We start from the raw sequence: 26743 nt of genomic DNA on the forward strand, positions 1-26743 counted from the left end.
TCGATGTCAACATACGTTGAACTTCCACCATGAGGAAACTAGTATCCACACGTCAGAAGCGCTCTGTGCCCCGCAGAGCGCCTGCGGCCGTATCGCGACCCCGTGGCACTCCGTGCCACCATGAGAGTCCCGCGGCCGTCAAGTACCGCCCGCTGAAGGAGTGACAGCTCATGTCCGCACCGGCGCCGTCTCCGCTGGCCATCGTCGATGCCGAGCCCCTGCCCCGGCAGGACGAGGTTCTCACCGATGCGGCCCTGGCCTTCGTGGCCGAGCTGCACCGGCGGTTCACCCACCGCCGTGATGAGCTGCTCGTCCGCCGTGCCGACCGCCGCGCCGAGATCGCCCGGACGTCCTCGCTCGATTTCCTCCCGGAGACCGCGAGCATCCGTAACGACGACAGCTGGAAGGTGGCGCCGGCCCCGGCCGCGCTCAACGACCGCCGCGTCGAGATCACCGGCCCGACCGACCGCAAGATGACCATCAACGCCCTGAACTCGGGCGCCAGGGTCTGGCTCGCAGATTTCGAGGACGCGTCCGCCCCGACCTGGGAGAACGTTGTCACAGGCCAGCTCAATCTGACCGACGCCTATGAGCGCCGGATCGACTTCACGGACCCGAAGTCCGGCAAGTCGTACGCGCTGAAGCCCGCCGCCGAGCTCGCGACCGTCGTGATGCGCCCGCGCGGCTGGCACCTCGACGAGCGCCACCTCGTGCTGGACGACCGTCCCGTCCCCGGCGCGCTGGTCGACTTCGGCCTGTACTTCTTCCACAACGCCAAGCGCCTCATCGAGCTCGGCAAGGGCCCGTACTTCTACCTCCCGAAGACCGAGTCCCACCTGGAGGCGCGCCTCTGGAACGAGATCTTCGTCTTCGCGCAGGACTACGTCGGCGTCCCGCAGGGCACCGTCCGCGCGACCGTCCTGATCGAGACGATCACGGCGGCGTACGAGATGGAGGAGATCCTCTACGAGCTGCGCGACCACGCGTCCGGGCTGAACGCGGGACGCTGGGACTACCTGTTCTCCATCGTCAAGAACTTCCGCGACGGCGGCTCCAAGTTCGTCCTGCCGGACCGCAATCTGGTCACGATGACGGCGCCGTTCATGCGCGCGTACACCGAACTCCTGGTCCGCACCTGCCACAAGCGCGGCGCGCACGCCATCGGCGGCATGGCCGCCTTCATCCCCTCCCGGCGCGACGCCGAGGTCAACAAGGTGGCCTTCGAGAAGGTCAAGGCGGACAAGGACCGCGAGGCCGCCGACGGCTTCGACGGCTCCTGGGTCGCCCACCCGGACCTGGTGCCGATCGCCATGAAGTCGTTCGACGCGGTCCTCGGCGAGAACCCGAACCAGAAGCAGCGCCTGCGCGAGGACGTCGCGGTGGCACCGGGCGACCTGATCGCGATCGACTCCCTGGACGCCAAGCCGACGTACGAGGGCCTGGTCAACGCGGTCCAGGTCGGCATCCGCTACATCGAGGCATGGCTGCGCGGCATGGGCGCGGTGGCCATCTTCAATCTGATGGAGGACGCCGCGACGGCGGAGATCTCCCGCTCGCAGATCTGGCAGTGGATCAACGCGAACGTGGTCTTCGAGAACGGCGAACACGCGACGGCCGAGCTGGCCCGGAAGATCGCGGCGGACGAACTGACCGCGATCGAGAAGGAGATCGGCGAGGAGGCGTTCGCAGCGGGCAAGTGGCAGCAGGCGCACGACCTCCTGCTGACGGTGTCCCTGGACGCCGACTACGCGGACTTCCTCACCCTGCCCGCGTACGAGCAGCTGGGGAGCTGAGGCACCACCCGCCGGCTGTGCGACACCGGTCGCGCGGCCCGCTGATCGCTGGGGCTGCCCCGGAGCTGTACGGCTCCGGGGCAGCCCCAGCTGTTTTCCGGGCGTGCACGGGGACGGGCGCCGCGCCAGGCCCTGGGACAGGCACCTTCCGGCGCCCGCCAGAACTCCCGCACCCTCGCCCGCACCCCCGCCCGACCAGGCAGGATGCCGGTGAGTCCAAGGGATTCTCCGCCGACCGATGAGTTCTCGTAACGGGTCCGGTCTGAAGGGTATGGACACGGATACGCACACCGATGCACCCAAGGAACCCGACAGCGCTCTGCCCGATCTGGAGCCCCCGGCGCGGTACATGGCGAAGCTCGCCGACGCCGTCAGCGACGCACAGCTGGGTGATCCCACACCCTGCCCGGACTTCGCGGTCCGGGACCTGCTCGCCCACATCTCCGGACTGACGGTGGCGTTCCACTCGGCGGCAGGGAAGGAATTCGGGCCGCACACCGACACGGCCCCGGGCACCGGCGCCGGCCCCGAACTCGCCGCGGACTGGCGGACGGCGCTGCCCCGGCAGTTGGAGGAGCTGATCGTGGCCTGGCACTCCCCCGCCGCGTGGGAGGGCGACACCAGGGCGGGCGGATTCACCTTCCCCGCCACGGTCGCCGGACGGATCGCACTGAACGAGCTGGTCGTGCACGGCTGGGACCTGGCCCGCGCGACCGGTCAGCGGTACGCACCCGATCCGGCGAGCCTCGGCGTCTCGTACGCACTGCTCGCTCCGGCGGACAGCCCGGCGCGCGAGCCTGCCTTCGGCCCGGCGGTCGAGGTGCCGCAGGACGCGCCGTTCCTGGACCGGGTGATCGGCCTCAGCGGGCGCAGCCCGGACTGGAAGCCTTAGGGTCTTCCGTTCGGATCAGGCCGGGCTCGCGTCCGGCAGGGTGGTCCTGCTGCGGCGCAGCCTGAGGGGTGCGTAGACGGCGAGCGCGGTGAGGAAGGCCGCGTAGTAGGCCAGGTCGGCGCCGTGCAGTGCCGCAGCCACCGGGCCTGTGTAGAGGCCCGTGTTCATGAACGGAACCGCTGCGGCGAAGGCCGCGCAGAATGCCACCAGAGCGGGCCTGCCGGACCGCGAGCGGACGCTCTCCGCTGTGGGATCGACCGGTTCGCCCGCGCGAGCCCGTGCGAACCAGTCGACAGCGACGACGGCGACGAAGCCGGGGATCCAGTAGCCGACGAAGAGCAGTACGTTCTGGAAGCGCGCGGCGGTGTCGGCGGCATGCATCCACAGCACCAGCGGGAAACCGAGTACGGCGGCGAGAGCGGCCGCGAACGGACGCGGGACGCGCAGACCGATGGTCTGCAGAGCCAGCGAGCCGCTGTAGTCGTTCATGGCATTGCTGCACAGAGCGGCCAGCGCCACGGCCAGCAGCCCCACCGCGCCGAGCAGGCCGCCGCCCAGCAGCCTGTCGACGCCCCGGGCGGTCTGGTCGGTGAAGACGGTGGCCCCCCACAACCCGAGTGCCTGGACGGCCACGAAGGAGACGCTGACGCCGAGGAGCGTGTACCAGAACATACGCGGCCGGGAGGTGTCCTGCGGCAGGTAGCGGCTGAAGTCGCTGGCGTACGGAGCCCACGACAGCGCCAGACTCAGGGCGATGGTACTGGTCAGTACGAACGCGCCGACGCGGTCGGCGCCGTGGGCACTGCCGGCGGCCGCGGGGTGGACGCTGTCCGGGAGCCTGAAGGCCAGGGCGACGAAAGCGGCGGCGAGCACGAAGGTCATCAGCTTCTGCAGCCGGTGGATCGCTTCGTAGCCCAGCACTCCGAGTGACCCTTGTCCCACCATCATCACCAGCACACCCAGCCAGAACGGCCAGCCGCAGAGCCGGGCCAGCGCGTCCCCGCCGAACAGCCCGATGAGCGCGTCCCAGGCCACCGACGACAGCCATTGCAGCAGGCCGGGCACCGTGACGGACCGGCCGAACGCGAGCCGGGCCAACGGCAGCTGGCCTGCCCCGGTGCGGCTGCCCCAGGTTCCGAGGTACGCGGTGGGAACAGCGCCGATCAAGGTGCCCAGCACAACGGCCAACAGGGCGGTGGGCAGGTCCAGACCGAGCGCGATACCGACGGTTCCGGTGAACACGCCGGTCATGGTGAGATTCGGGGCGAACCACACGGTGAAAAGCCGGCCGGGGCCGCCGTAGCGGTGCTGCCCGGGCACCGGCGCGATCCCGCGGGCCTCGATCCGCAGGTCGCCGGGCTCGGCGGGCATCCGGCCGTCGAAGACGGACCGAGGGCCTGTGGCCGTGCTGCTGGGAGCAGGTGGCAATGACATTGAGCGACATCCCTCCGCCAGTACTAACTGGTTCAGGTTCGGCGGGTGTGATCTCAGCCCCTGGGCGGGGCACCCCGTGTCCGGTACGACTGCAAGACTAACGGGCAGCGTCACGCTGTCCATGGAGAGGGTGCGTGGCTGCGGAGGGCGGCCCCGACGGGTGCCGGGTCTCAGTGGTCACCGGGCCGAACAGCCGCGCCCGGCCGCTCAGCTGGTGAAGAAGTCGCTGACCGCGGCCGAGAACTGTCCGGGCTCCAGGGCGTGCACGGTGTGGCCGACCGGGATCGTGATCGTCCGGGAGTCGGGGATCCCCGCCGCCATGTCGGGAATCCGCTCCTGCGACATGGAGCTGTCGGGGCCGCCGGCCACGATCAGTGTCGGGGCGACGATCTCGCCGAGCCGCTCGGCCCACTCGGGAGGAGGATCCCGGAGCTCGTTCTTGATGGCGAGCACCACGTTCCAGTCGTAGTCGACCGGCGCTTCGGGGCGCTCCGGTTCGGCCGCCTCCCTGGGGTACGGGGGCGGGGCCTCCTCCAGGACGAGCCGTTCCACCCGGTCCGCGTGCTCCTGGGCGAGCAGATAGGCGACGACGCCGCCCATGGAGTGGCCGACGACACCGACCCGGTCCAGTTCCAGTTCGTCCAGGAAGCCCAGCACGTCGTCGCGCATGAGCTCGAACGAGTACTCGTCCGGCCAGTCGCTCTCCCCGTGTCCCCGCAGGTCGAGGGCGTACACCCGCCACTCGTTGCCGAGTGCCCGGCCGGTCTCCTCCCAGGTCGCGGATGAGCCGCCGAGACCGTGCAGCAGCACCACCGGCGCGCCGAAGGGGTCGCCCCAGGTGCGGTACGCGAGCCGTACGTCGCCGACATCGACTACTGAGTGATCGTCCATACCGCAGACGCTACCGCGCGCGGGCCGGTACCTCCGCCGCCGTGGCGCACGGGTGTCACCCGGCGACATGGAGTCACATTCGGGCAAAATAGGCCATAGAACTCTCAGCCATCCCGACTCAACCCAGCGAGTCAGCGATCGGGAATGATCGAGGGCGCGCCCAATTCGCTCAACTCCTTTCTCCCCGGGGGGTGTACGGCCTCTTGGGCAGCTGATAGGAAAGCTTCCTAACAGAACACCGACGCTCGAACTCCCCTTGGAGGACCGGTGAAAGCCCCCCACCGCACCACCGCTGGACGCAGCAAGAGGATCATCACGCGCACCGTGCTCGGGCTGGCCCTGGTGGCCGTACCGGCCACCGCGTACGCGGCCAACGCCCCTGCGGACCACGTGAGTTTGCGCAGCATGCAGCACAGCACACAGCACGGCACGGCGCAGAGCGCACACCGCGCCGTCTCCGCGACCGGACTCGACGACCCGGCGAAGAAGGAGATCGCCATGCAGCTGGTCTCCAGTGCCGAGAACTCCTCGCTGGACTGGAAGGCCCAGTACAAGTACATCGAGGACATAGGAGACGGTCGCGGCTACACCGCCGGCATCATCGGGTTCTGCTCGGGCACCGGCGACATGCTGGACCTGGTGAAGCTGTACACCGACCGGGAGCCGGGCAACCCGCTCGCCAAGTACCTCCCCGCCCTGGAGAAGGTCAACGGCAGCGACTCGCACTCGGGCCTCGGCTCGGCCTTCGAGAGCGCGTGGAAAACCGCGGCCAAGGACACCAAGTTCCAGACCGCGCAGAACGACGAGCGCGACCGGGTCTACTTCAACCCGGCGGTCAAGCAGGGCAAGACGGACGGCATCGGGGTCCTGGGCCAGTTCGCGTACTACGACGCCATCGTCATGCACGGTGACGGCGACGACAAGACCAGCTTCAGCTCCATCCGCAAGAGGGCGCTGGCCAAGGCCAAGACCCCGGCCCAGGGAGGCAACGAGACCACGTATCTCAACGCCTTCCTCGACGCCCGCGTGTGGGCGATGCAGCAGGAGGAGGCCCACAGTGACACCAGCCGGGTCGACACCGAACAGCGCGTCTTCCTGAAGAACGGCAATCTCGACCTGCACACGCCGCTCAAGTGGAAGGTCTACGGGGACCCGTACAGCATCAGCTGACCGGTCCGCGGGTACCGGAGGGACCGGACGCCGATGGTCCTGCGGTCCGCGCACACCTGCGGGGCGCGTTCCGCACCAGTGGTGCGGTCCGCGCCCCGTATGTCATGCCACGGTCAGTCACAGCATTGTCGGTCACAGCACTGTCAGTGGAGTGCGGCTGCCGCCTTGGCCACGGCCTGGTGCGTCGCGTTGTCCTCGCCGGCCGGCCCGTCGGCATCCTCCGTGGACCCGGCGCCCTTCCTGCGCCCCAGGTGGTTGAAGGCCAGGTTGAGCACGATGGCCACCACACACCCGGTGGAGATGCCCGAGTCGAGCACCACCAGCACGTTCTTCGGGAACGAGTGGTAGAAGTCCGGCGCCGCGATCGGGATCAGCCCGATACCCAGCGAGGTGGCGACGATCAGGGCGTTCTCGCCCTTCTCCATGGCCGCGCCCGCCAGGGTCTGGACACCGCTCGCGGCGACCGAGCCGAAGAGCACGATCCCGGCACCGCCCAGCACCGGCAGCGGCACGAGCGCGATCGCGGCCGCGGCCATCGGACAGAGGCCGAGCAGGATCAGGATCCCGCCGCCGGTCGCCACGACGTACCGGCTGCGCACCTTGGTCATCGCCACCAGGCCGATGTTCTGTGCGAAGGCGCTCGCCATGAAGCTGTTGAAGAACGGGCTGATCAGGCTGGAGACGGTGTCGGCGCGCAGTCCGCCCTCGATGGTCCGCTCGTCGGCGGGCCGGCCCACCACCTTGCCGAGCGCCAGCATGTCGGCGGTCGACTCGGTCATACAGACGAGCATCACGATGCACATCGAGATGATCGCGGAGATCTCGAACTGCGGGGCGCCGAAGTGGAAGGGCGTCGGGAACCCGACCGGGTCGGCGTTGCGCATCGCGTCGAAGCTGGTCATGCCCATCGGTATGGCGGCGACCGTACCGATCACCAGACCCAGCAGGATGGCGATCTGCTGGAGGAAACCGCGGAGCAGTTTCCGCAGGGCCAGGACGATCACCAGGGTGAGCGCGGCCATGCCGATGTTCTTCATCGAGCCGTAGTCCGCGGCCCCCTGGGTCCCCTGCGACCAGCCGAAGGCGACCGGCAGCAGCGACACCCCGATGAGGGTGATGACGGTGCCGGTGACGACCGGCGGGAAGAACCGGAGCAGCTTGCTGAAATACGGGGCGAGTATGAACCCCAGCACGCTCGCCACGATGATCGCGCCGAAGATCACGGCGATGCCGTCGTGTCCACGGCCCTTGCCGATGGCGATCATCGGGCTGACTCCGCCGAACGAGACACCGTTGACGAACGGCAGCCGGGAACCGACCCGCCAGAACCCGAGGGTCTGGAACAGGGTGGCGATGCCCGCGGTGAACAGGGCCGCCCCGACGAGGAAGGCGGTCTCCTTGGCGCTGAGCCCCACGGCGGGGCCCACGATCATCGGCGGGGCGACAACTCCCGCGTACATCGCGGCCACATGCTGAAGGCCGCTGCTGAACATCTTGAAGGGCGGCAGGATTTCATCGACCGGGTGCTTCGCAGCGGTCCTTCCCTTGTCCGCTGAGATGGTGCCGGGGTCCTCGGAGGTCGCTCCGGGGGCTCCGGGTGATTCGGTGTCGGCGGCTGTTACTGCTGCATCAGTGCGAAACCTGGGCTCGGCGGCCACGGCGGCTCCTCCGGTCGGGTACACGTCGGCGGTGACGTGGGTGTCAGGGAGGTGGTGCGGAATGCAGGTGCGGCTGCGGGAGGGGTAAGGGCGGTACTGCTGTGTTTCTCGGTCAAGTACCGGGCGGGGCACGGGAGTTCCGGGGAGGGCTTCCGGGTACGTCACCGCCCCGGAGGGCGTGTGCACTCTGGGCACACACCCCCCGGTCACGGCTGCCGTGAACCCCGCTCGGGTTCGCGGCCGCCGGCCGGGGACCGTCCTCCCCGGCCGGAGCTTGTCGGACGTCAGGCCTGCGCGGCGATCTGCGCCAGGCGCCGGGCCTCGTCCCGCGTGGAGCGGGCGATGGCGTCCTCGTCCACCGTGGTCAGGTGGTTGTCCTCGACGACGGGCTTGCCGTTGACGAGGGAGAGCGTGACGGGGGCTGCGGCGCCGAAGACGAGCGCGGTCACCGGGTCGGCGATGGACGCGTGGGCGAGGGTGTCCATCTTCCACAGCACCAGGTCGGCCAGCTTCCCCGGTTCCAGCGAACCGATCTCCGCGGCACGGCCCAGGACCTGGGCTCCGCCGTACGTGCCGAGGCGCAGCGCCTGACGTGCGTTGAGGGCCGCTTCGCGGTGGGCGCCGAGGCGGTTGATGAGCAGGGCGTTGCGCAGTTCGGTGTGCAGCTCGCCGGACTCGTTGGACGCGGTGCCGTCGACCCCGAGGCCGACCGGCACGCCGGCCCTGAGCATGTCGGGGACGCGGGCGATCCCGGCCGCCAGGCGGGCGTTGGAGGACGGGCAGTGGGCGACGCCGGTCCCGGTCCGCGCGAAGGCGGCGATGTCGGAGTCGTTCATGTGGACGCAGTGCGCCATCCACACGTCGTCACCGAGCCAGCCGGTCGACTCGAAGTAGTCGGTCGGGCCCATCCCGAACAGCTCCTTGCAGAACTGCTCCTCCTCCACGGTCTCGCTGCCGTGGGTGTGCAGGCGTACGCCCTTGCGGCGCGCCAGCTCGGCCCCCTGCTTGAGCAGTTCGGTCGAGACGGAGAAGGGCGAGCAGGGCGCGACGGCGACCTGGGTCATCGAGTCGAACGAGGCGTCGTGGTGCTGGTCGACCGTCGCCTCGGTGGCCGCGAGCGCGCCTTCGAGGGTCTCGACGGCGAAGTCAGGGGGCAGCCCGCCGTCCTTCTTGCTGCGGTCCATGGAGCCGCGGGCCAGCGTGAACCGTACGCCCATCTCGGCGGCGGCGCCGATGACGGCGCTCGACAGGTCGCCGGAGCCCTGCGGGAAGACATAGTGGTGGTCCATCGCGGTGGTGACACCACCGCGGGCCATCATCGCGAGGGATCCCTGCGCGGCCGAGCGGACCATCTGCTCGTCGATGCGCGCCCAGGTCGGGTAGAGCGCGACGAGCCAGTTGAAGAGATTGTGGTCGGTGGCCACACCCCGGGTGATCCACTGGTAGAAGTGGTGGTGGGTGTTGACCAGACCCGGGGTCACCAGGTGTCCGGTGCCGTCGATCCGGCGCACGACGCCGGTGAGTCCGTCGGGGGCCTTGCCCGCGCCGACGGATTCGATGCGGTTCCCTGCGACCACGACATGGCCCGATGCGTACTCGGTGTCGTGGGCGTCGACTGTCGCGATGGCTACGTTCTCAATGACCGTGCGCGCGGCTGCCGTTGCTGCCATGGGGATACCTTCTCTCGCAGTGGCGATGTGGGCACGGCAGGACCCCAGGAGGATTTGAGTGCCGCAGCCGCGTGGCTCCGGGTGCCGAAGTAGTGAAGTGAAGTGGTGTGGCGGGTCCGGGTCCGGTACGCCGCCGCCGGCTGAGGCGGCCTGCGGCGGCGTACCGGCACGGGTTCAGAGGTTGGTCATGTCGACCGGGATACGGGGCTCGGCGCCGTCCCGCAGGATGGTCGCCTCGATGAGTCCGTACGGGCGGTCGGCCGCGAAGTAGACCTCGTTGTCGTTCTTGAGCCCGAAGGGCTCCAGGTCCACCAGGAAGTGGTGGCTGTTCGGCAGCGAGAAGCGGATCTCGTCGATCTCGCTGCGGCTGTTGATGATCCGCGCACCCATCTGGTACATGGTCTGCTGCAGCGAGAGCGAGTACGTCTCGGCGAAGGCCTGGAGCATGTGCTTCTTGCTCTGCTCGTAGGACTTGTTCCAGTTGGGCATGCGGTCCGCGTCGCTGGACCAGTTGTAACGCCACTGGGAGGAGACCGCGGTCGCGAGGATCCGGTCGTACGCCTCCTTGAGCGTCGTGTACTTGTCCTTGGCGTAGCCCCAGAACTCCGAGTTGGTGGAGTTCATCACCTTCAGGTCCTTCAGACCCGAGATGACCTGCCACTTCTCACCGTCGAAGGTGATCTCGGCGGTGCGCAGTTCCTGGCCCTTGCGGACGAAGGAGTGCTGCACCTCGTCGGCCCCGATGAACTGCGAGCTGGCGTCGGAGGTGGCGATGCGCTCCCAGGCGTACTCCTCGATCCGGATCCTGGCCCGGTGGATCCCTTCCTGGCTGGTCACGAAGTGCCGGGCCAGATGGATGCCGAACTGTTCGGCGGACTCGATGCCGTGCTCCTTGGCGAACGCGTACACCGTGTTCTTGGTGGTGTCGGTCGGCAGGACGTTGGCGTTGGAGCCGGAGTAGTGGACCTCGTCCATCTCGCCGGAGAGGGCGACCGAGACGTTCAGGTCCTTGATGTGGTGGGTGTCGCCGTCCCGCGTGATCTTGACTACGCGGTTCTCTGCTTTGCCGTACTGGTTCTGGCCGAGAATCGTGGGCATGTCGGTGCTAGCTCCCTCGGTATACGGAGTAGCCGAACGGGTTGAGCAGCAGCGGTACGTGGAAGTGCTCACCCGGGACGACGGCGAATGTGATCGCCACCTCCGGGAAGAAAGCGCCGCTGTCCCTTACGCGGGGGGCGTCCTGCTGTGCCTCGGCTTGTTTCTTGGAGAAGTACGCCTCGGTTTCGAAATCGAGGCGTACGTGGGTTGTTCCTTCCGGCAGGGCCGGCAGGTCCTTGCAGCGCCCGTCGGCGTCGGTCGCGGATCCGCCCAGCGCCGTCCACTGCTCGCCGTGGCCGCTGCGCGCGGCGAGCGAGATGGCGACACCTTCAGCGGGGCGTCCCACGCTGGTGTCCAGGATGTGCGTGGACACCGAAGCGGTGGTCTGCGTGCTCAAGACCTTCACTCTCCTTCTTCCGCGGCCGCCGCGTTCTCCGCGGTGGCCGCTGCGACCTGATTCAGCCGGATGCGGTTGATCTTGCCCAGTTCGGTGCGCACGATCGCGCACTCCTGCTCGGGCGTATTGCCGGACCGGGCCTTCATCGCGTCGCGCATCTGCTCGCCGGTGGCACCGGTCGCGCAGATCAGAAAGACATGTCCGAACTTCTCCTGGTAGGCCAGGTTCAGTTCGAGCATCTCGGCCTTGAGCTCCTCGGTGGCTCCGGCCATCCCCCGCTGTTCACGGGAGGACGTCGGGTCTCCGGGTTTCGGCCGCCCGATCGGCGGGTGCCCAGCCATCGCCTCGGCCAGATCCTCCGCGGTCAGCTCCGCCGTGGCGGCGTCACTTGCGCGAAAGAGGGCTTCAGCTGTGGCGTACGGGCGCTGGGCGAGGATTTTGCTCTCCCAGACCGAACTGGCGCAGACCTCGTGGAGCACGGCTCGCGCCGCACTGTCCCGCAGGGTGTTGAACCGGGCGAGACCCTCGGGGGTTCCGGGGTTCTCCCCCGGCAAGCGCTCTGGACTCGAAGTCACGGGGACCTCCGTGGCCTTGTATGGGCCTTGTGCTGGACGGGCTGCGGATAGCTAACGCCCTCGGAAACACCACGTCAACACTTTGTTGAAAACTTGGTGAGACAAAAACCGCCGCCCGGCATCCCGGACGGCGGTTGTCGGACGCGGCGGGGCCCACCCGGCCGCCACGGCGGCGCTCAGTCACCCTTGGCGACGTTTTCCCGGTTCAGGTAGTTGTAGACGGTGAAGCGGCTGACCCCGAGGGCGCCCGCGACGGTCTCCACGCCATGACGTACGGAGAAGGCGCCGCGCGCCTCCAGTATCCGCACCACGGCCTGTTTCGTCTTACGGTCCAGCTCCGAGAGCGGCACCCCGTGCCGTCGCTCCAGCGCCGCCAGGATGTGGTCGAGGGAGTCCGAGAGCTGCGGCAGCCGCACGGCCAGGACGTCCACCCCCTCCCAGGCGAGCACGACGTCGTCCTCCCTCGCCTGGTCCGGTACGAGGATCTCGGCCCCCATGGCGTCGACCAGCGGCTTCACCGCCGCGACGAGTGGGTGGTCTCCCGGCTCGGTCACTTCTGGTCCTCCCCGTCCTGCCCGATCACGTTCACCTGGAGGGAGACCCGGGTGGCGCCCGCGCCCAGCGCCCGGCGGAGCAGCGCGTCCACCGCGGTCAGCACCGCGTCGGACTCGCCCTCGGCGGTGTTGCCGAACGGTCCGACATCCACCGCGTCCAGCTCGGCGGCCTGGATGACCTCCCGGGCGACCACCGCATGGGGCGGCGCATCGTCCAGATCAAAGGGCTCCGTCGTGAATTCCACTCTCAATCGCACGCGCACAACCTACTGCGCGGGGGACAAAAAAAGGCAGGCCCACTTGACAGCTCAGCAGGACGACAGGCAATCTTCCATCAAGTAGAAAGTAACTTCCGCAATACGGAAGGAGCGCCGAACGCCTTATGGGCTACACGGACCAGCGCTTCGATGTGAACCTCTCGATCCTCTTCACGGAACTCCCGCTTCTGGAGCGTCCCGCGGCTGCCGCCGCGGCCGGTTTCAGCGCGGTCGAGCTGTGGTGGCCCTGGATCGAGACCCCCACCCCTCCGCAGGCCGAGCTCGACGCCCTCAAAAAGGCACTCGACGACGCCGGCACCCAGCTGGTGGGTCTCAACTTCTACGCCGGCCGGCTCCCCGGCCCGGACCGGGGCGCGCTCTCCGTTCCCGGCCAGGAGTCCGACCGTTTCCGCGCCAACATCGACATCGCGGCCGACTTCGCCGCGTCGGTCGGCTGCAAGGCGCTCAACGCGCTCTACGGCAACCGTGTCGAAGGTGTGGACCCGGCGGTCCAGGACGAGCTGGCCCTGGAGAACCTCACGGTAGCGGCCCGCGCCGCCGGCCGGGTGGGCGCGATCCTGCTCATCGAGGCGCTCAACAAGCCGGAGTCGCCGCTCTGCCCGCTGGTCAGCACTCCGGCGGCGATCGACGTGGTCAACAAGGTCAACGCCCTGACCGGGCTCGGGAACGCGAAGTTCCTGCTCGACCTGTACCACCTGTCGATGAACGGCGAGGACCTCAACGAGGTCATCGACACCTACGCCGCGCAGACCGGCCACGTGCAGATCGCGGACAACCCCGGCCGCGGCGCACCCGGTACGGGTTCGCTGCCGCTGGAGGACCTGCTCGACCGGCTGACCAAGGCCGGCTACGACGGCTGGGTCGGCCTGGAGTACAAGCCGGGCGACCGGCCGAGTGCCGACGCCTTCGGCTGGCTCCCCAACTGACCATCTCCACCCGCGTGTTGAAAGAGGACCCCCGCATGAGCAATCTCCCCAAGGTCGCATGGATCGGCCTCGGCATCATGGGCTCCCCGATGTCCGAGAACCTGATCAAGGCCGGCTACTCGGTGACCGGCTACACCCTGGAGCAGGACAAGCTGGACCGGCTGGCTGCCGCAGGCGGCACCGCCGTGTCCTCGATCGCCGAAGCGGTGCGCGACGCCGACGTGGTGATCACCATGGTGCCCGCATCGCCGCACGTCGAGGCCATCGCGTACGGTCCTGACGGCATCCTGGAGAACGCCAAGGCGGGCGCGCTGCTGATCGACATGTCGTCGATCACCCCGCAGACCTCGGTCGACCTGGGCAAGGCGGGCGGCGAGAAGGGCCTTCGCGTCCTCGACGCCCCGGTCTCCGGCGGCGAAGCCGGTGCCATCGAGGCCGTACTCTCCATCATGGTCGGCGGCGAGCAGGCCGACTTCGACGCCGCCAAGCCGATCCTGGACGCGCTGGGCAAGACCATCGTGCTCTGCGGTCCGCACGGTTCGGGCCAGACGGTGAAGGCCGCCAACCAGCTGATCGTCGCCGTCAACATCCAGGCGTGCGCCGAGGCCGTGGTCTTCCTGGAGAAGTCCGGTGTGAACCTCAGCGCGGCCCTCGACGTCCTGAACGGCGGGCTGGCCGGTTCGACCGTCCTGACGCGCAAGAAGGACAACTTCCTGAACCGCGACTTCAAGCCCGGCTTCCGGATCGACCTGCACCACAAGGACATGGGCATCGTCACCGACGCCGCCCGCAACGTCGGCGCCGCGCTTCCCGTGGGCGCGGTCGTCGCCCAGCTGGTCGCCTCGCTGCGCGCCCAGGGTGACGGCGGCCTCGACCACTCCGCCCTGCTGCGCTCGGTCGAGCGGCTCTCCGGCCAGCAGGCCTGACGCCCGCCGCCGCACCTCCGGGGCACCGTCCGGCCCCTTCCGAACTCCGGTCCGCGGCAGCGCTGACACCTGTCCTGTCGCGCCCAGGCGCTGCCGCGGTCCGGTCTCCTCACCTCAATTTCAACAAACTGTTGACGTAGCGTTCGCGGCGTATTTACGCTCCTCAAGCCGTCAGCAGCCCCAGTACGGAAGGTCCACGATGTCGAAGCGCGTGCTTACGACCGAGTCAGGCGCCCCGGTCGCCGACAACCAGAACTCTGCCACCGCCGGCGTCGGCGGTCCGATCCTCATCCAGGACCAGCACCTGCTGGAGAAGCTCGCCCGGTTCAACCGTGAGCGCATCCCGGAGCGTGTCGTCCACGCCCGCGGCTCCGGTGCGTACGGCTACTTCGAGGTGACCGACGACGTCACCGGCTTCACCCGCGCCGACTTTCTCTCCAGCGTGGGCAAGCGCACCGAGACGTTCATCCGCTTCTCCACCGTGGCCGACTCGCTGGGCGGCTCCGACGCCGTACGCGACCCCCGTGGCTTCGCGCTGAAGTTCTACACCGACGAGGGCAACTACGACCTCGTGGGGAACAACACCCCGGTCTTCTTCATCAAGGACCCCATCAAGTTCCCGGACTTCATCCACTCGCAGAAGCGTGACCCGTTCACGGGCAAGCAGGAAGCCAACAACGTCTGGGACTTCTGGGCGCACTCCCCCGAGGCCACCCACCAGGTGACCTGGCTGATGGGTGACCGCGGCATCCCCGCCTCGTACCGGCACATGAACGGCTACGGCTCGCACACCTACCAGTGGACGAACGCCCAGGGCGAGGCCTTCTTCGTCAAGTACCACTTCAAGACGAACCAGGGTGTCCGCAGCCTCTCCGCCGACCAGGCATCGGAGCTGGTGGGCAAGGACGGCGACAGCCACCAGACCGACCTGCTCCAGGCGATCGAGCGGGGCGTCAACCCGTCCTGGACGCTGCACGTCCAGATCATGCCGGCGGCCGAGGCGGCCGAGTACCGCTTCAACCCGTTCGACGTCACCAAAGTGTGGCCGCACAGCGACTACCCGCTGCAGCGCGTGGGCCGTCTCGTCCTGGACCGGAACCCGGACAACATCTTCGCCGAGGTCGAGCAGGCGGCGTTCTCGCCGAACAACTTCGTCCCCGGCATCGGTCCCTCGCCGGACAAGATGCTCCAGGGCCGTCTCTTCGCGTACGCCGACGCGCAGCGCTACCGCGTGGGCATCAACCACACGCAGCTGCCGGTCAACGCGCCGCGCAACGCGACCGCCGACAACTACGGCCGTGACGGCTCCATGGCGACCCGCTACGGCTCGCGCCACGACAAGAACTACGAGCCCAACTCCCACGCGGGCCCGGCCCAGACGGACGCGCCCCTGGCCGCCCCGCTGGCCGTGACCGGCTGGACCGGAGCGCAGGGCGCCGCCGAGCACGTGAAGGACGACGACTTCTTCCAGGCGGGCGAGCTCTACCGGCTGATGTCCGACGACGAGAAGTCGCGCCTGATCGCCAACATCGCGGGCGGCCTCTCGCAGGTCACCCTCGACGAGGTCATCGAGAAGAACCTCGCGCACTTCCACGCCGCCGACACGGAGTACGGCAAGCGCGTCGAGGAAGCGGTCCGCGCCCTGCGCGAGGACTGAGCGAACCAAAAGACGGCGCAGGTGACTTGACGGGAGGTCAGGTCGCCGGCGCAGTCCGGGCCACCGTCCCGATGAGGGGTGGCCGGCGGCCCGGACAAGCCTGCGGACCGCGGCGGAGTGACGATGCCAGTGCGGTGGTCAAGGCTCCCCCGGCGCTCTCCTGATGTGAAGGAGAGAGACCGGAGGGCCGATCGCACTCCGCCGCGGTCCCCTGCTGTCCCACTGCGGAAACCCTCCCCGCAGCCGCACCGTTCAGAGCACCACCCCAACAGCACCACCCCAATAGCTCCGCCCGGCGGCACGAATGTCCTGTCGCGCCCAGTCTCGTACCGTCGGGCGGTCACCAGCAGCACGAGCCGGAGTGCGGAACAGGGTCCACGATCCCTTGTTCCGCACTCCTTTCGTGTGCCTACCCACGCCCGTCGACCAGGCCGGATTCCCACGCCCAGGCGGCGATCTCCACGCGGTTGCGGGCGGACAGTTTGATCTGCACGTTGGCGAGGTGGGTTTTCACCGTGCCCACCGAGATGGTCAGTTCGGTGGCGATCTCGGCGTTGGTCAGCCCCCTGGCCACCAGCCGCACCAGGTCCGTCTCCCGTGCGGAGAGCGCGGTGTACGGCTCCCGTGCGGCGGGCACGGCGCTGTTGAGGCGCCGCAGCAGCCGTACGGTGATGGCCGGGCTCACCAGTGCCTCGCCCGAGGCGGCCGCCCTGATGGCCTCCACCAGCAGGGCAGGCCCGGAGTCCTTGATCAGGAACCCGGATGCGCCTTCGCTCAGGGCGCGCTGGACGTACTCGTCGTCGTCGAACGTCGTGACCACGACGACCTTCGGCGGACTCACCGTGCCGGGGCGGGTCAGTCTGCGCAGTGCCTCCAGCCCGTCCATGCGGGGCATACGGATGTCCATCAGCACCACGTCGGGCCGGTGGTGCCCGGCGAGTTCCACGGCATGTACCCCGTCCGCGGCCTCCGCGACGACGTCGATGTCGTCCTCCGCCGCGAGGATCATCGCGAACCCGGCACGGACCATGGCCTGGTCGTCGGCGATCAGCACCCGGATCGTCATGCCACCACTCCTGCCGTGGACACCGGGAGCGTCGCCTCGACGCCCCAGCCGCCGCCCGTCACCGGGCCCGCCTGGACGCTTCCGCCGATCAGGCCCACCCGCTCGTCCAGGCCCTTCAGCCCGAAGCCGCTCTGGGAGACATGGCGCGGCCGTCCGTCGTCGCTGACCCGTACGGTGATCCGGTCTCCCGAGCGGCCCACGCACACCCGTACCTCGGTGCAGCCGTGGGCGTGTTTGCGTACGTTGGTGAGGGCCTCCATCACCACCCGGTGTGCGGTGGTGGTCACTTCGACCGGCAGGTCGTCGAAGGTACCTTCCAGATCGAGCCGGGCCCGGGCGCCACCGACGGCCGAGAACTCCTCGACCAGTGAACGCACTTCGCCGATGCCCGCCAGCGGCGTCAGTGCCACTTCTCCGTCGGCGTCGCGCAGCATCCCCACCATGTGCCGCATGGAGGTCAGCGCCTCCGAGCCCGCCTGTTCGATCCGCTGCAGCGCGGGCGGCACCAGTTCGGGCCGCCGGTCCGCCATCACCTGGGCTCCCTGTGCCTGTACGACGATGCCGGTCACATGATGGGCGACGAAGTCGTGCAGGTCCCTGGCGAATTCTGTGCGCTGCTCCAGCCGGAGAGCCGCCGCCTGCCGCCGCCGGTCCACCAGAAGCAGACGCGTTCCGAGGCCGATGCCGAACGCCGTGACCGCTGCCAGGGCGAAGAGCAGCGCCATGATGGTGGTGGACTGCCGCACATCGACTGACACCGGCCGCACCACGACGGCCAGGAACAGTACGGGGACGGCCGCCGCCGCCCACGACGGCTTTCCCCGTCGGGCGACGAGCAGCAGGAGCCACACCAGCGCCGCCGGTTCGGCGAATCCCATCGCCTGCGAGCTGGCCCACATGGTCAGGTGCAGCAGGAACGAGAGGCACAGCGACACGAACGCGAGTGCGCAGGCGGCCACCGGCAGCGCCCGGCCGCCGAGCCGGGGCGATGCGATGACAAGACCGACGGCGAGCAGGGCGCCGGTCAGCTTGCCGGGGCCGTGTCTCTCGACCGAGTAGAAACCGGCGAACCCGTCCAGCAGGACGAGGGCGGCCAGGACCGTGATCAGCAGCAGCCATGCGGTCACGGGCAGTAGCCCGGTGCGCTCCTTGCCGCCGGCGGCCGTGCCGCTCCCCTTCCCCGCGGGTGCCCCCGCCGACCGGCCGAAAGTCGGATCCGGCCGCACATGATCTGTCTTTCGCCGGATCCCCCTCGGGACCCGGCCGAGGAGAGTTGTGTCCGCCGGGCGGCGTTCGCCATTCATCATCTGAGGAGCATGTCATGATCACGGAGTTCACACGCCCCGCGGGCGAACCGGCCTTCGAGGCCCATGGGCTCGGCAAGAAATACCGGCGCGGCTGGGCGTTGCGGGATGTTTCCTTCCGGCTGCCGGCCGGGCGGGTGTGCGGCCTTGTCGGCCCCAACGGCGCCGGCAAGAGCACTCTGATGGGTCTGGCGACCCACATGATCCGCCCGACGGCCGGCGACCTGCGGGTGTTCGGCGCGGTGCCGGGTTCGATGGAGGCGGTTCTGCGAACCGCCTTCCTGACCCAGGAGAAGCCGCTGTTCAAGCGCTTCACCGTGGCCGAGACCTTGCGGCTGGGCCAAGAACTCAATGCGCACTGGGACCAGGAAGTCGCCGAGGGGATCGTCAGCGCGGGCCAGGTGCCGCTGGAGGCGAGGATCGGAACACTGTCCGGCGGGCAGCGCACCCGCGTCGCCTTCGCGCTGGCCTTCGGAAAGCGTCCTGATCTGCTCATCCTCGACGAGCCGATGTCCGATCTGGACCCGCTGGTCCGCCGCGAGCTCATGGCCACGCTGACGGCGGAGGCAGCCGAACACGGCACAACGGTGCTGGTGTCCTCGCACATGCTCGCCGAGCTGGAGCACATCTGCGACTACCTCCTCGTCATCGCGAACGGCGGTCTGCGTCTCGCCGGTGAGGTGAACGAACTGCGCGCCGCACACGCCCTGTTCGCGTTCCCGTCAGACGGCTCGTCCCCCGCGGTCGCACCGCACCGGGTCATCGATTCCCGCAGCAGCGGCGATGGCCGGCCGGGCGTCCTGGTGCGGCTCGGCGGGCCGGTCGAGCACGGCAGGCAGGCCGAGCCTCCGACTCTGGAGGAGCTACTGCTCGCCTATCTGCGGTCACCCGACGCGCCCCCGCTGATCGCCCCCAGCGCCCGGGTCGGCGACATCCACGACATCATCACCCGCGACCCGAAGAAGGCTGTGACCACATGAGCACGCTCACCCGTAACCCGGCCCGTACGGCGCCCGCCGGACCCGCACGGAACAAGTGGATCCCCCGGCTCGGCGGTCCGGTCTGGCTCGTCTGGCGCCAGCACCGCGCCGCGTTCTGGACGCTCATCGCCGTCACCGTCCTCGGTGTGCTCGTCATGCTCTACCTGCGCGGGCAGATGATGGACTTCCTGGCCGCCCAGAACCCGGCCTCACGGAGGTCCGGCGGCTTGCCGCCCGAGTTCGAGACCTACGTCAACCCTCTGTTCAGCATCGGGAGTTACCTCAGCTACATCCCTGTCCTGGCAGGCGTCCTCCTCGGGGCTCCGCTCATCGCGGGCGACCTGGAGTCCGGCACCGCCAAGCTGGTGACCTCCCAGTCCGTCAGCCGACTGCGGTGGCTCATCACGAAACTCGCCCTTCCCGCCGCTATGCTCACGCTGTCGACCGGCGTGCTCACCGCCGTCCTCACCTGGTGGTGGAACCCGGTCAAGGGACTTTCCAGCGGCCTCATCTGGACCGCCTTCTTCAGTGTCACGGGGGTCACGCCGGTGGCCTACGCCCTGCTCACGTTCACCGTGGGCGTGGCGGTCGGCATGCTCCTGCGCCGCACGCTGGTGTCGATGGTGGTCACGCTCGGCATCGTCGGGGCCATCGGGTTCGTCTGGAGCGAGCTCTGGCGGAAGCTGGGACACATCATGACGATCAGCACCCACGAGGGCGTCGGACACGGCGCGGTGCCGCCGGAGCTGCCCGCCCAGGCGGAACAGCAGGGTCAGGGCACCTACTTCCTCACCAGTTCCGGAGGCCGTCTGGACTGGACCACCTGTCTCGATCAGTCGGAGCACGACAAGGCGCGCACCGCCTGCCTGGAGTCCAAGCACGTCATCGGCTACTCCATGGACTACCTCCCGGTCTCCCAGATGCACACGATGCAGTGGCTCGGAGCCGGCATCATGCTCGCCGTCGCCGCCGCCGTCACCGCTTTCGTCATCCTCTGGGGCCGCAAGCGGCTCCTGTGACCCCTGGCCTCCGGGCCCCCGGTGACACGGGCGCCGGAACGCGCAAAGGGCGGGCCGCCGTTGCCGGTGGCCCGCCCCTCTTCGTACGACGGTCAGGAAGTGATCAGCGGGCGGATCGCGGTCGGGGCGTGGCCCGGCTCGGTCGCGATGTCCTCGAACTCGTTGACCCCGGCGAGGTCGGTGCCGCTCATCGAGATGTTGGTGACCCGCTCCAGGATCGCCTCGACGACGACCGGCACGCGGTACTGCGCGGCCAGCTTCTTGGCCTCCTCGAAGGCGGGCAGCAGCTGGTCGGGCTCGGTGACCCGGATCGCCTTGCAGCCCAGCCCCTCGGCGACCTTGACGTGGTCCACGCCGTACACGCCGAGCTCGGGAGAGTTGATGTTCTCGAACTCCAGGTTGACCTGGAAGTCGATGTCGAAGTTGCGCTGCGCCTGGCGGATGAGGCCCAGGTACGCGTTGTTCACCAGGACATGGACGTACGGGATGTTGTGCTGCGCGCCGACGGCCAGCTCTTCCAGCATGAACTGGAAGTCGTAGTCCCCGGAGAGCGCGACGACCGTCGCACTGGGGTCGGCGGTGGCGACACCCAGCGCGGCCGGGATCGTCCAGCCCAGCGGGCCGGCCTGGCCGCAGTTGATCCAGTGGCGCGGCTTGTAGACGTGCAGCATCTGCGCGCCGGCGATCTGGGAGAGGCCGATGGTGGTGACGTAACGGGTGTCGGGGCCGAACGCGCGGTTCATCTCCTCGTACACACGCTGCGGCTTGATCGGCACGTTGTCGAAGTGCGTACGGCGCTGGAGCCTGGCCTTGCGGTCCTGGGCCGATGCGGCCCACTCCTTGCGGTCCGGCAGCTTGCCCGCGGCCTTCAGCTCCCGCGCGACCTCGACGAACAGCTCCAGGGCGGCCTTGGCGTCGGACGCGATCCCGAAGTCGGGGGCGAAGATCTTGCCCAGCTGGGTGGGCTCGATGTCGACGTGGACGAACTTGCGGCCCTTGGTGTACGTGTCGAGCTTGCCCGTGTGGCGGTTGGCCCAGCGGTTGCCGATGCCGAGGACGAAGTCCGACTCCATGAACGTGGCGTTGCCGTAGCGGTGCGAGGTCTGGAGGCCGACCATGCCCGCGTTCAGCTCGTGGTCGTCGGCGAGGATGCCCCAGCCCATCAGGGTCGGGATGACCGGCGTACCGGTCAGCTCGGCGAACTCCACCAGCAGTTCGGACGCGTCGGCGTTGATGATGCCGCCGCCCGCGACGATCAGCGGGCGCTCCGACTCGTTGAGGAGCGTGATCGCCTTCTCGATCTGGGCGCGGGACGCGACCGGCTTATAGACCGGCAGCGGGGTGTACGTCTCCGGGTCGAACTCGATCTCGGTGAGCTGCACGTCGATCGGCAGGTCGATGAGGACCGGTCCCGGGCGCCCCGAGCGCATCAGGTGGAACGCCTGCTGGAAGACGCCGGGGACCTGAGCGGCCTCCATGACAGTGGTCGCCGCCTTGGTGACCGGCTTGGCGATCGAGGCGATGTCGACGGCCTGGAAGTCCTCCTTCTGCATCACGGCGGTCGGAGCCTGGCCGGTGATGCAGAGGATCGGGATGGAGTCACCGGTGGCGGAGTAGAGCCCGGTGATCATGTCGGTGCCCGCGGGCCCCGACGTACCGATGCAGACGCCGATGTTGCCGGGGTGGGTACGGGTGTATCCCTCAGCCATGTGCGAGGCGCCTTCGACGTGGCGGGCGAGCGTGTGCCGCACGCCGCCGGCGGCCTTGAGGGCCGCGTAGAAGGGGTTGATCGCCGCGCCCGGCACGCCGAACGCGTTGCTGACGCCCTCGCGCTTGAGAATCTCGACTGCCGCTCGGGCAGCGGTCATACGGGGCATTGAATACTCCTGCTCGCCAGTCGGAGTGGGCCTCCTGTCGCGCCAACCTGAGATCGCCCAATTCCGCATTACGGAAGTTCATTTCTGCTATACGGAAGCAATGTAAGAGGTGGTCGTACCTGCCGTCAAGAGAAGGGGGACGGACGTGGGTCACCTGTGCGAAGTACGCCCGCCGGCCGGGCCCGTTGGTGGACGATGTCCCCATGGGAGAAGGAGCGGGAGAGGGAGCGGGGAGGGGTGCCGGAAGGGGCGCGGGCGAGTGGGCGACGAGCGCGGTCGTGCGCTGCCCGGTCTGCCTGGCGGAACACGCCTATCTGGCGACGGTCCTGCCCTGCGCCTGCGGCGCGCCGCTCGCCCCGCCGCTGCTGACGGACACACCCCCGGTGCCGATCACGCGCCGGAGCTGGTCGGACGAGTGGGTCGCGGTCCGCTGCGCCGCGTGCGGACGGGAGGGCGAGTGGCCGCGGCCCGAGATCGGCTGCTCCTGCGGTACGGTCCTGCGCCTGGCGGTGCGCCCGGTGACGGCTCCCCCGGCGGCCCCGGGCACGGCGGACCCGGACACCGCGGTTCCAGGCACCGCGGTTCCAGGCACCGCGGTTCCAGGCGCGGCAGCACCGGACGGCCCGGGTATGGATCCCGCCGGTCCCGATCCGGTCGCCGCCGACGCCACCGCCGCAGACTCCGCCGCCCCGGCCCACATCCCGCTGCCGCGCACGGCCGCCGCGCCCCGTCCCGCCTTCCGCCCCCTGGCGATCCGCACCGCGGGCGACGTGGTGTCGGCGGCGGCGCGCTATCTGGAGTGGCTGGGCTTCCGGGGGATCGTGCAGCCGGAGCGGCGGCCCCCCTCCGGGATCGATCTGCACGGCCCCGGCCTGATCGCCACGGTGGAAGCCACCACCCGGCCCGCCCTTCTGCGGGACATAGAGTGCCTGTGGCTGCACGGGATGAGTTCAGCGTCGGCGTGCGTCTTCTTCTCGCTCTCGGGGTACGCGGCCGACGCGCGCACCCGGGCCGACGAGCTGGCCGTGCCGCTCTTCGCGCTGGATCTCACCGGCACCCCGCAGCCGGTCAACGGACCGGCCGACGAACTGGTCAGTACGAGCGCGGCACAGGACTGAGCGCCGGCCCGGCCCCGGCCGGGAGCAGCGGGGCCACGGGCGTGCGTGCCAGACCCCGCGAGCCCGGCATGATCCAAACGAAGGGCTCTAGCCGTACAGCTTGCGCAGCTCCACCTTCCTGACCTTGCCGCTGACCGTCATCGGGAAGGCCTCCAGGATCCGCAGCCCGCGCGGGATCTTGTAGTGGGCCAGCCGGTCGCGGCAGAACTCCCGGATCCCGTCCAGCGTCGGCGGGTCGGCCGGATCCCGCGGGATGACACAGGCCAGCACCTCTTCGCCGTACCGCTCGTCCGGTACGCCGATCACCTGGACGTCGGCGATCTTGGGGTGGCCGTAGAGGAACTCCTCGATCTCACGCGGATAGACGTTCTCGCCGCCCCGGATGATCATGTCCTTGATCCGGCCGACGATCTGCACGTAGCCGTCCTCGCGGATGACGGCCAGATCCCCGGTGTGTATCCAGCGGCCCGCGTCGATCACCTCGGCGGTCCGCTGCGGCTCCTCCCAGTAGCCGAGCATCACGCTGTAGCCGCGGGTGCACAGCTCGCCCGGCTCACCGCGTTCCACCGTGACCCCGGTCGCCGGGTCGACGACCTTCACCTCGAGGTGCGGCAGGACCCGCCCCGCCGTCCCGGTCCGGCGCTCCAGATCGTCGTCGCGGCGGGTCTGGGTGGACACCGGCGAGGTCTCCGTCATCCCGTAGCAGATCGACACCTCGGCCATATGCATCTCGGCCACGACCCGCTTCATCACCTCGGCCGGGCAGGGCGAGCCCGCCATGATCCCGGTACGCAGCGAACTCAGGTCGTACGCCGCGAAGTCCGGGTGGTTCAGCTCCGCGATGAACATCGTGGGCACCCCGTAGAGCGAGGTGCAGCGCTCCTGCTCGACGGCGCGCAGGGTCGCCCCGGGGTCGAAGGAGGGCGCCGGGATGACGATGCAGGCGCCGTGCGACGTGGCCGCCAGATTGCCCATGACCATGCCGAAGCAGTGGTAGAAGGGCACCGGAAGGCAGATCCGGTCCTGCTCCGTGTAGCCCACCAACTCACCGACGAAGAAGCCGTTGTTGAGGATGTTGTGGTGGGAGAGGGTGGCCCCCTTCGGGAATCCGGTGGTGCCCGAGGTGTACTGGATATTGATCGGGTCGTCGCAGGACAGTGCCGCGTCGAGCTCCACCGGCCGTGCGGCGGCCGTCAGTTCGTCCCAGGTCGGGTCGCCGATGTAGTGGACGGACCGCAGCGCCGGGCAGTTGCCGCGCACCTCGCCGACCAGGGCCCGGTAGTCGGTGCCCTTGTGCTCGGTCGAGGCGATCAGTACCGAGATCCCGGCCTGCCGCAGTACGAACTCCAGCTCGTGCGCCCGGTACGCCGGGTTGATGTTGACCATGATCGCGCCGATCCGCGCGGTGGCGTACTGGACGAGCACCCACTCCGGGCAGTTGACCGCCCAGATCCCCACCCGGTCACCCTTGCCGACCCCGCTGCCGATGAACCCCCGGGCCAGCTCGTCCACCGCGGCGCCGAACCGGGCGTACGTCCACCGCCGCCCGGACGGGACATCGACGAGCGCCTCACGGTCGGGGAACGCCGCGACCGCGCGATCCAGATTCGCGCCGATCGTGTCGCCCAGGAGCGGCGTCGTACCGGTGCCGTGCGTGTACGAGAGGGTCATCGCAGCTCGCCCTCGTCGTACTCGGCGGTGGAGCCCTCCGCGGTCGCCCGGCGCAGTTCGATCCTGCGGATCTTCCCGGAGACCGTCTTGGGCAGCTCGGCGAACTCGATCCGCCGGATCCGCTTGTACGGAGCGAGCACCGCGCGCGAGTGCGCGAACAGCAGCTTCGCCGTGTCGGGGCCGGGTTCCCAGCCCTCCGCCAGGGCCACGTACGCCTTCGGGACGGCGAGCCGCAGCGGGTCGGGGGCGGGAACGACCGCAGCCTCCGCCACCGCCTCGTGCTCCAGGAGCGCGCTCTCCAGCTCGAAGGGCGAGATCTTGTAGTCGGACGCCTTGAAGACGTCGTCGGAGCGGCCGATGTAGGTGATGTAGCCGTCCGCGTCCCGCGAGCCGATGTCGCCGGTGCGGTAGTAGCCGCCGGCCATCGCGTCGGCCGTGCGCTCCGGGTCGCCGTGGTACCCGGTCATCAGGCCGACCGGCCGGGCGGAGAGGTCCAGGCAGATCTCGCCCTCACTCACCCCCGGCTCCCCGGTGACGGGGTCGAGCAGTTCGACCTTGTACCCGGGCGTCGGGCGGCCCATGGAGCCCGCCTTGAGGAGCTGGCCAGGGCTGTTGGCCACTTGGACGGCTGTTTCCGTCTGCCCGAAACCGTCCCGGATCGTCGCACCCCAGGCACGCCGTACGGCCTCGATGACCTCGGGGTTCAGCGGCTCGCCGGCGGCAACGACCTCGCGCGGCGGTGTGCGGAGCCGGGTGAGGTCGGCCTGGATCAGCATCCGCCAGACGGTCGGCGGCGCACAGAAGCACGTCACCCCCACCCGGTCCATCTCGGCCATCAGCCGTGCCGGGTCGAAGCGCGTGTAGTTGTGGATGAAGACCGTCGCCTCGGCGTTCCAGGGCGCGAACAGATTCGACCAGGCGTGCTTGGCCCATCCGGGTGAGGAGATGTTGAGGTGGACATCGCCGGGGCGCAGACCGATCCAGTACATCGTCGCCAGATGGCCGACCGGGTACGACGTGTGGGTGTGCTCCACCAGCTTGGGCCGGGCGGTCGTCCCGGAGGTGAAGTACAGCATCAGCGGATCGTCCGCGCCGGTGGCCCCGTCGGGCTCGAAGACGGCGGACGCGGTGGCGGCGTCCCCGTACGACAGCCAGCCGTCCGGGGTGTCCGCGCCGACCGCGATCCGGGTGTAATCGCCCGCCACCTCGGCGAACTTGGCGGTTTCCCCGGTCCGTACGAGCACATGGCGGGCGCCGCCGCGGTCGACCCGGTCGCGCAGATCTGCCGGTCCGAGCAGTGGAGTTGCCGGGATGACGACGGCGCGGAGCTTCATCGCGGCGAGGGCCGTCTCCCACAGCTCCTGCTGGTTGCCGAGTACGACCAGGATGCGGTCGCCGGCCCGGACGCCCTGCGCCCGGAGCCAGTTGGCGGCCCGGTCGGACCGCACGGCCATCTCCGCGAACGAGACCCTGGTCTCGGTGCCGTCCTCCTCGACGATGTGCAGCGCGGTGCTCTCGTTGTCCCGGGCGATGGTGTCGAACCAGTCGAGCGCCCAGTTGAAATGCTCGGGGCGCGGCCAGCTGAAGCCCTCGTAGGCCGTGCGGTACTCCGTACGGTGACGGAGCAGGAAGTCCCGTGCGGCCCGGAACTCCTCCGTCGCGTTGTTCGACACCATGTGTCCTCCTCATTGCGGGACTGCTGCCCAGCATCGTGTAATCAGTGCCCCGGGTCCCACCACCCCCGAACGGGGGGAAGGCGGCGTCCCGCCCGAGGAGCGCCGGAGTCCCG

23 protein-coding genes and 1 riboswitch are annotated in these 26743 nt (G+C 69.3%); of the genes, 9 read left to right on the forward strand and 14 right to left on the reverse strand.

Translation table 11 applies throughout. The annotated features are described in order from the left end of the window. The first annotated feature begins 170 nt into the window (after positions 1-170). Positions 171-1793 carry a malate synthase A gene (gene aceB / locus OG210_RS02080; RefSeq protein ID WP_328332986.1) on the forward strand — a complete coding sequence of 541 codons (1623 nt, stop codon included), beginning with the start codon at positions 171-173 and terminating at the stop codon, positions 1791-1793. A gap of 271 nt (positions 1794-2064) precedes the next feature. Then, positions 2065-2685, forward strand: a complete 621-nt coding sequence (locus OG210_RS02085; protein WP_328332984.1) for a TIGR03086 family metal-binding protein — start codon at positions 2065-2067, stop codon at positions 2683-2685. A gap of 15 nt (positions 2686-2700) precedes the next feature. On the opposite strand, the gene OG210_RS02090 is transcribed toward OG210_RS02085, so the two are convergent. Both OG210_RS02090 and OG210_RS02095 read right to left on the reverse strand, forming a co-directional pair. Then, positions 2701-4119: a cytosine permease gene (locus tag OG210_RS02090; protein ID WP_371534881.1), complete on the reverse strand. Its 1419-nt coding sequence runs from the start codon at positions 4117-4119 to the stop codon at positions 2701-2703. After that, positions 4112-4206: riboswitch (TPP riboswitch) on the reverse strand. It overlaps the preceding gene by 8 nt. 120 nt (positions 4207-4326) lie before the next feature. Continuing rightward, on the reverse strand, positions 4327-5010 hold the full coding sequence (locus OG210_RS02095) for an alpha/beta hydrolase (protein WP_328332980.1): 684 nt from the start codon (positions 5008-5010) through the stop codon (positions 4327-4329). Between the two features lie 405 nt (positions 5011-5415). Between OG210_RS02095 and OG210_RS02100 the strand changes: the two genes are divergently transcribed. Next, on the forward strand, positions 5416-6180 hold the full coding sequence (locus tag OG210_RS02100) for a chitosanase (protein ID WP_371540140.1): 765 nt from the start codon (positions 5416-5418) through the stop codon (positions 6178-6180). 143 nt (positions 6181-6323) lie between these two features. On the opposite strand, the gene OG210_RS02105 is transcribed toward OG210_RS02100, so the two are convergent. The 7 genes from OG210_RS02105 to OG210_RS02135 form a co-directional block, all read right to left on the reverse strand. Next, positions 6324-7838, reverse strand: coding sequence for a nucleobase:cation symporter-2 family protein (locus OG210_RS02105; protein WP_371534882.1), 1515 nt, complete (start codon positions 7836-7838; stop codon positions 6324-6326). A 284-nt stretch (positions 7839-8122) separates the two neighbouring features. Continuing rightward, positions 8123-9508, reverse strand: a complete 1386-nt coding sequence (locus OG210_RS02110) for an 8-oxoguanine deaminase (protein WP_328332977.1) — start codon at positions 9506-9508, stop codon at positions 8123-8125. 174 nt (positions 9509-9682) lie between these two features. Continuing rightward, positions 9683-10606 carry a factor-independent urate hydroxylase gene (gene pucL / locus OG210_RS02115; protein WP_328332975.1) on the reverse strand — a complete coding sequence of 308 codons (924 nt, stop codon included), beginning with the start codon at positions 10604-10606 and terminating at the stop codon, positions 9683-9685. Positions 10607-10613: 7 nt separating this feature from the next. Continuing rightward, on the reverse strand, positions 10614-11003 hold the full coding sequence (uraH, locus tag OG210_RS02120; RefSeq protein WP_327294414.1) for a hydroxyisourate hydrolase: 390 nt from the start codon (positions 11001-11003) through the stop codon (positions 10614-10616). 5 nt (positions 11004-11008) lie between these two features. Next, positions 11009-11578: a 2-oxo-4-hydroxy-4-carboxy-5-ureidoimidazoline decarboxylase gene (uraD, locus tag OG210_RS02125; RefSeq protein ID WP_328332973.1), complete on the reverse strand. Its 570-nt coding sequence runs from the start codon at positions 11576-11578 to the stop codon at positions 11009-11011. A gap of 176 nt (positions 11579-11754) precedes the next feature. Further along, positions 11755-12132, reverse strand: a complete 378-nt coding sequence (locus OG210_RS02130) for a helix-turn-helix domain-containing protein (RefSeq protein ID WP_328332971.1) — start codon at positions 12130-12132, stop codon at positions 11755-11757. After that, positions 12129-12389 carry a hypothetical protein gene (locus OG210_RS02135; RefSeq protein ID WP_328332969.1) on the reverse strand — a complete coding sequence of 87 codons (261 nt, stop codon included), beginning with the start codon at positions 12387-12389 and terminating at the stop codon, positions 12129-12131. The genes OG210_RS02130 and OG210_RS02135 overlap by 4 nt, the downstream gene beginning before the upstream one ends. A gap of 125 nt (positions 12390-12514) precedes the next feature. On the opposite strand from OG210_RS02135, the gene OG210_RS02140 reads away from it, so the two are divergent. The 3 genes from OG210_RS02140 (at position 12515) to OG210_RS02150 (ending at position 15919) form a co-directional block, all read left to right on the forward strand. Beyond that, positions 12515-13336: a TIM barrel protein gene (locus OG210_RS02140; RefSeq protein WP_328332967.1), complete on the forward strand. Its 822-nt coding sequence runs from the start codon at positions 12515-12517 to the stop codon at positions 13334-13336. Between the two features lie 35 nt (positions 13337-13371). Next, positions 13372-14262 carry a 2-hydroxy-3-oxopropionate reductase gene (locus OG210_RS02145; protein WP_328332965.1) on the forward strand — a complete coding sequence of 297 codons (891 nt, stop codon included), beginning with the start codon at positions 13372-13374 and terminating at the stop codon, positions 14260-14262. A gap of 199 nt (positions 14263-14461) precedes the next feature. Further along, positions 14462-15919, forward strand: coding sequence for a catalase (locus OG210_RS02150; RefSeq protein WP_328332963.1), 1458 nt, complete (start codon positions 14462-14464; stop codon positions 15917-15919). 409 nt (positions 15920-16328) lie between these two features. Here OG210_RS02150 and OG210_RS02155 read toward each other — a convergent pair whose 3' ends face one another. Next, a complete protein-coding gene (locus OG210_RS02155; RefSeq protein ID WP_328332961.1) occupies positions 16329-16985 on the reverse strand; it encodes a response regulator transcription factor in 657 nt (218 codons plus the stop codon). Next, on the reverse strand, positions 16982-18112 hold the full coding sequence (locus tag OG210_RS02160) for a sensor histidine kinase (RefSeq protein WP_371534883.1): 1131 nt from the start codon (positions 18110-18112) through the stop codon (positions 16982-16984). The genes OG210_RS02155 and OG210_RS02160 overlap by 4 nt, the downstream gene beginning before the upstream one ends. A gap of 194 nt (positions 18113-18306) precedes the next feature. Here OG210_RS02160 and OG210_RS02165 point away from each other — a divergent pair, with 194 nt between their 5' ends. Together OG210_RS02165 and OG210_RS02170 are read left to right on the forward strand one after the other, a co-directional pair. Continuing rightward, positions 18307-19269, forward strand: coding sequence for an ABC transporter ATP-binding protein (locus OG210_RS02165; protein WP_328332957.1), 963 nt, complete (start codon positions 18307-18309; stop codon positions 19267-19269). After that, the gene (locus OG210_RS02170; protein ID WP_328332955.1) at positions 19266-20288 is read left to right on the forward strand and encodes an ABC transporter permease; all 1023 of its coding nucleotides are present in this window, start codon (positions 19266-19268) and stop codon (positions 20286-20288) included. The genes OG210_RS02165 and OG210_RS02170 overlap by 4 nt, the downstream gene beginning before the upstream one ends. 92 nt (positions 20289-20380) lie before the next feature. Here the strand turns inward: OG210_RS02170 and gcl are convergent, their stop codons facing one another. Then, positions 20381-22165, reverse strand: coding sequence for a glyoxylate carboligase (gcl, locus tag OG210_RS02175; protein WP_328332953.1), 1785 nt, complete (start codon positions 22163-22165; stop codon positions 20381-20383). Positions 22166-22368: 203 nt separating this feature from the next. Between gcl and OG210_RS02180 the strand changes: the two genes are divergently transcribed. After that, positions 22369-23283 (forward strand): hypothetical protein, encoded by a 915-nt coding sequence (locus OG210_RS02180; protein ID WP_328332950.1) that lies wholly within the window; start codon positions 22369-22371, stop codon positions 23281-23283. Between the two features lie 87 nt (positions 23284-23370). Here the strand turns inward: OG210_RS02180 and OG210_RS02185 are convergent, their stop codons facing one another. Together OG210_RS02185 and OG210_RS02190 are read right to left on the reverse strand one after the other, a co-directional pair. Next, a complete protein-coding gene (locus tag OG210_RS02185; RefSeq protein ID WP_328332948.1) occupies positions 23371-24954 on the reverse strand; it encodes an AMP-binding protein in 1584 nt (527 codons plus the stop codon). Continuing rightward, positions 24951-26630 (reverse strand): AMP-binding protein, encoded by a 1680-nt coding sequence (locus OG210_RS02190; protein ID WP_371534884.1) that lies wholly within the window; start codon positions 26628-26630, stop codon positions 24951-24953. Before OG210_RS02190 ends, OG210_RS02185 begins: the two co-directional genes overlap by 4 nt. Positions 26631-26743: the final 113 nt, after the last annotated feature.

This window comes from Streptomyces sp. NBC_00466 (assembly GCF_041433995.1).
GTDB lineage: Bacteria > Actinomycetota > Actinomycetes > Streptomycetales > Streptomycetaceae > Streptomyces.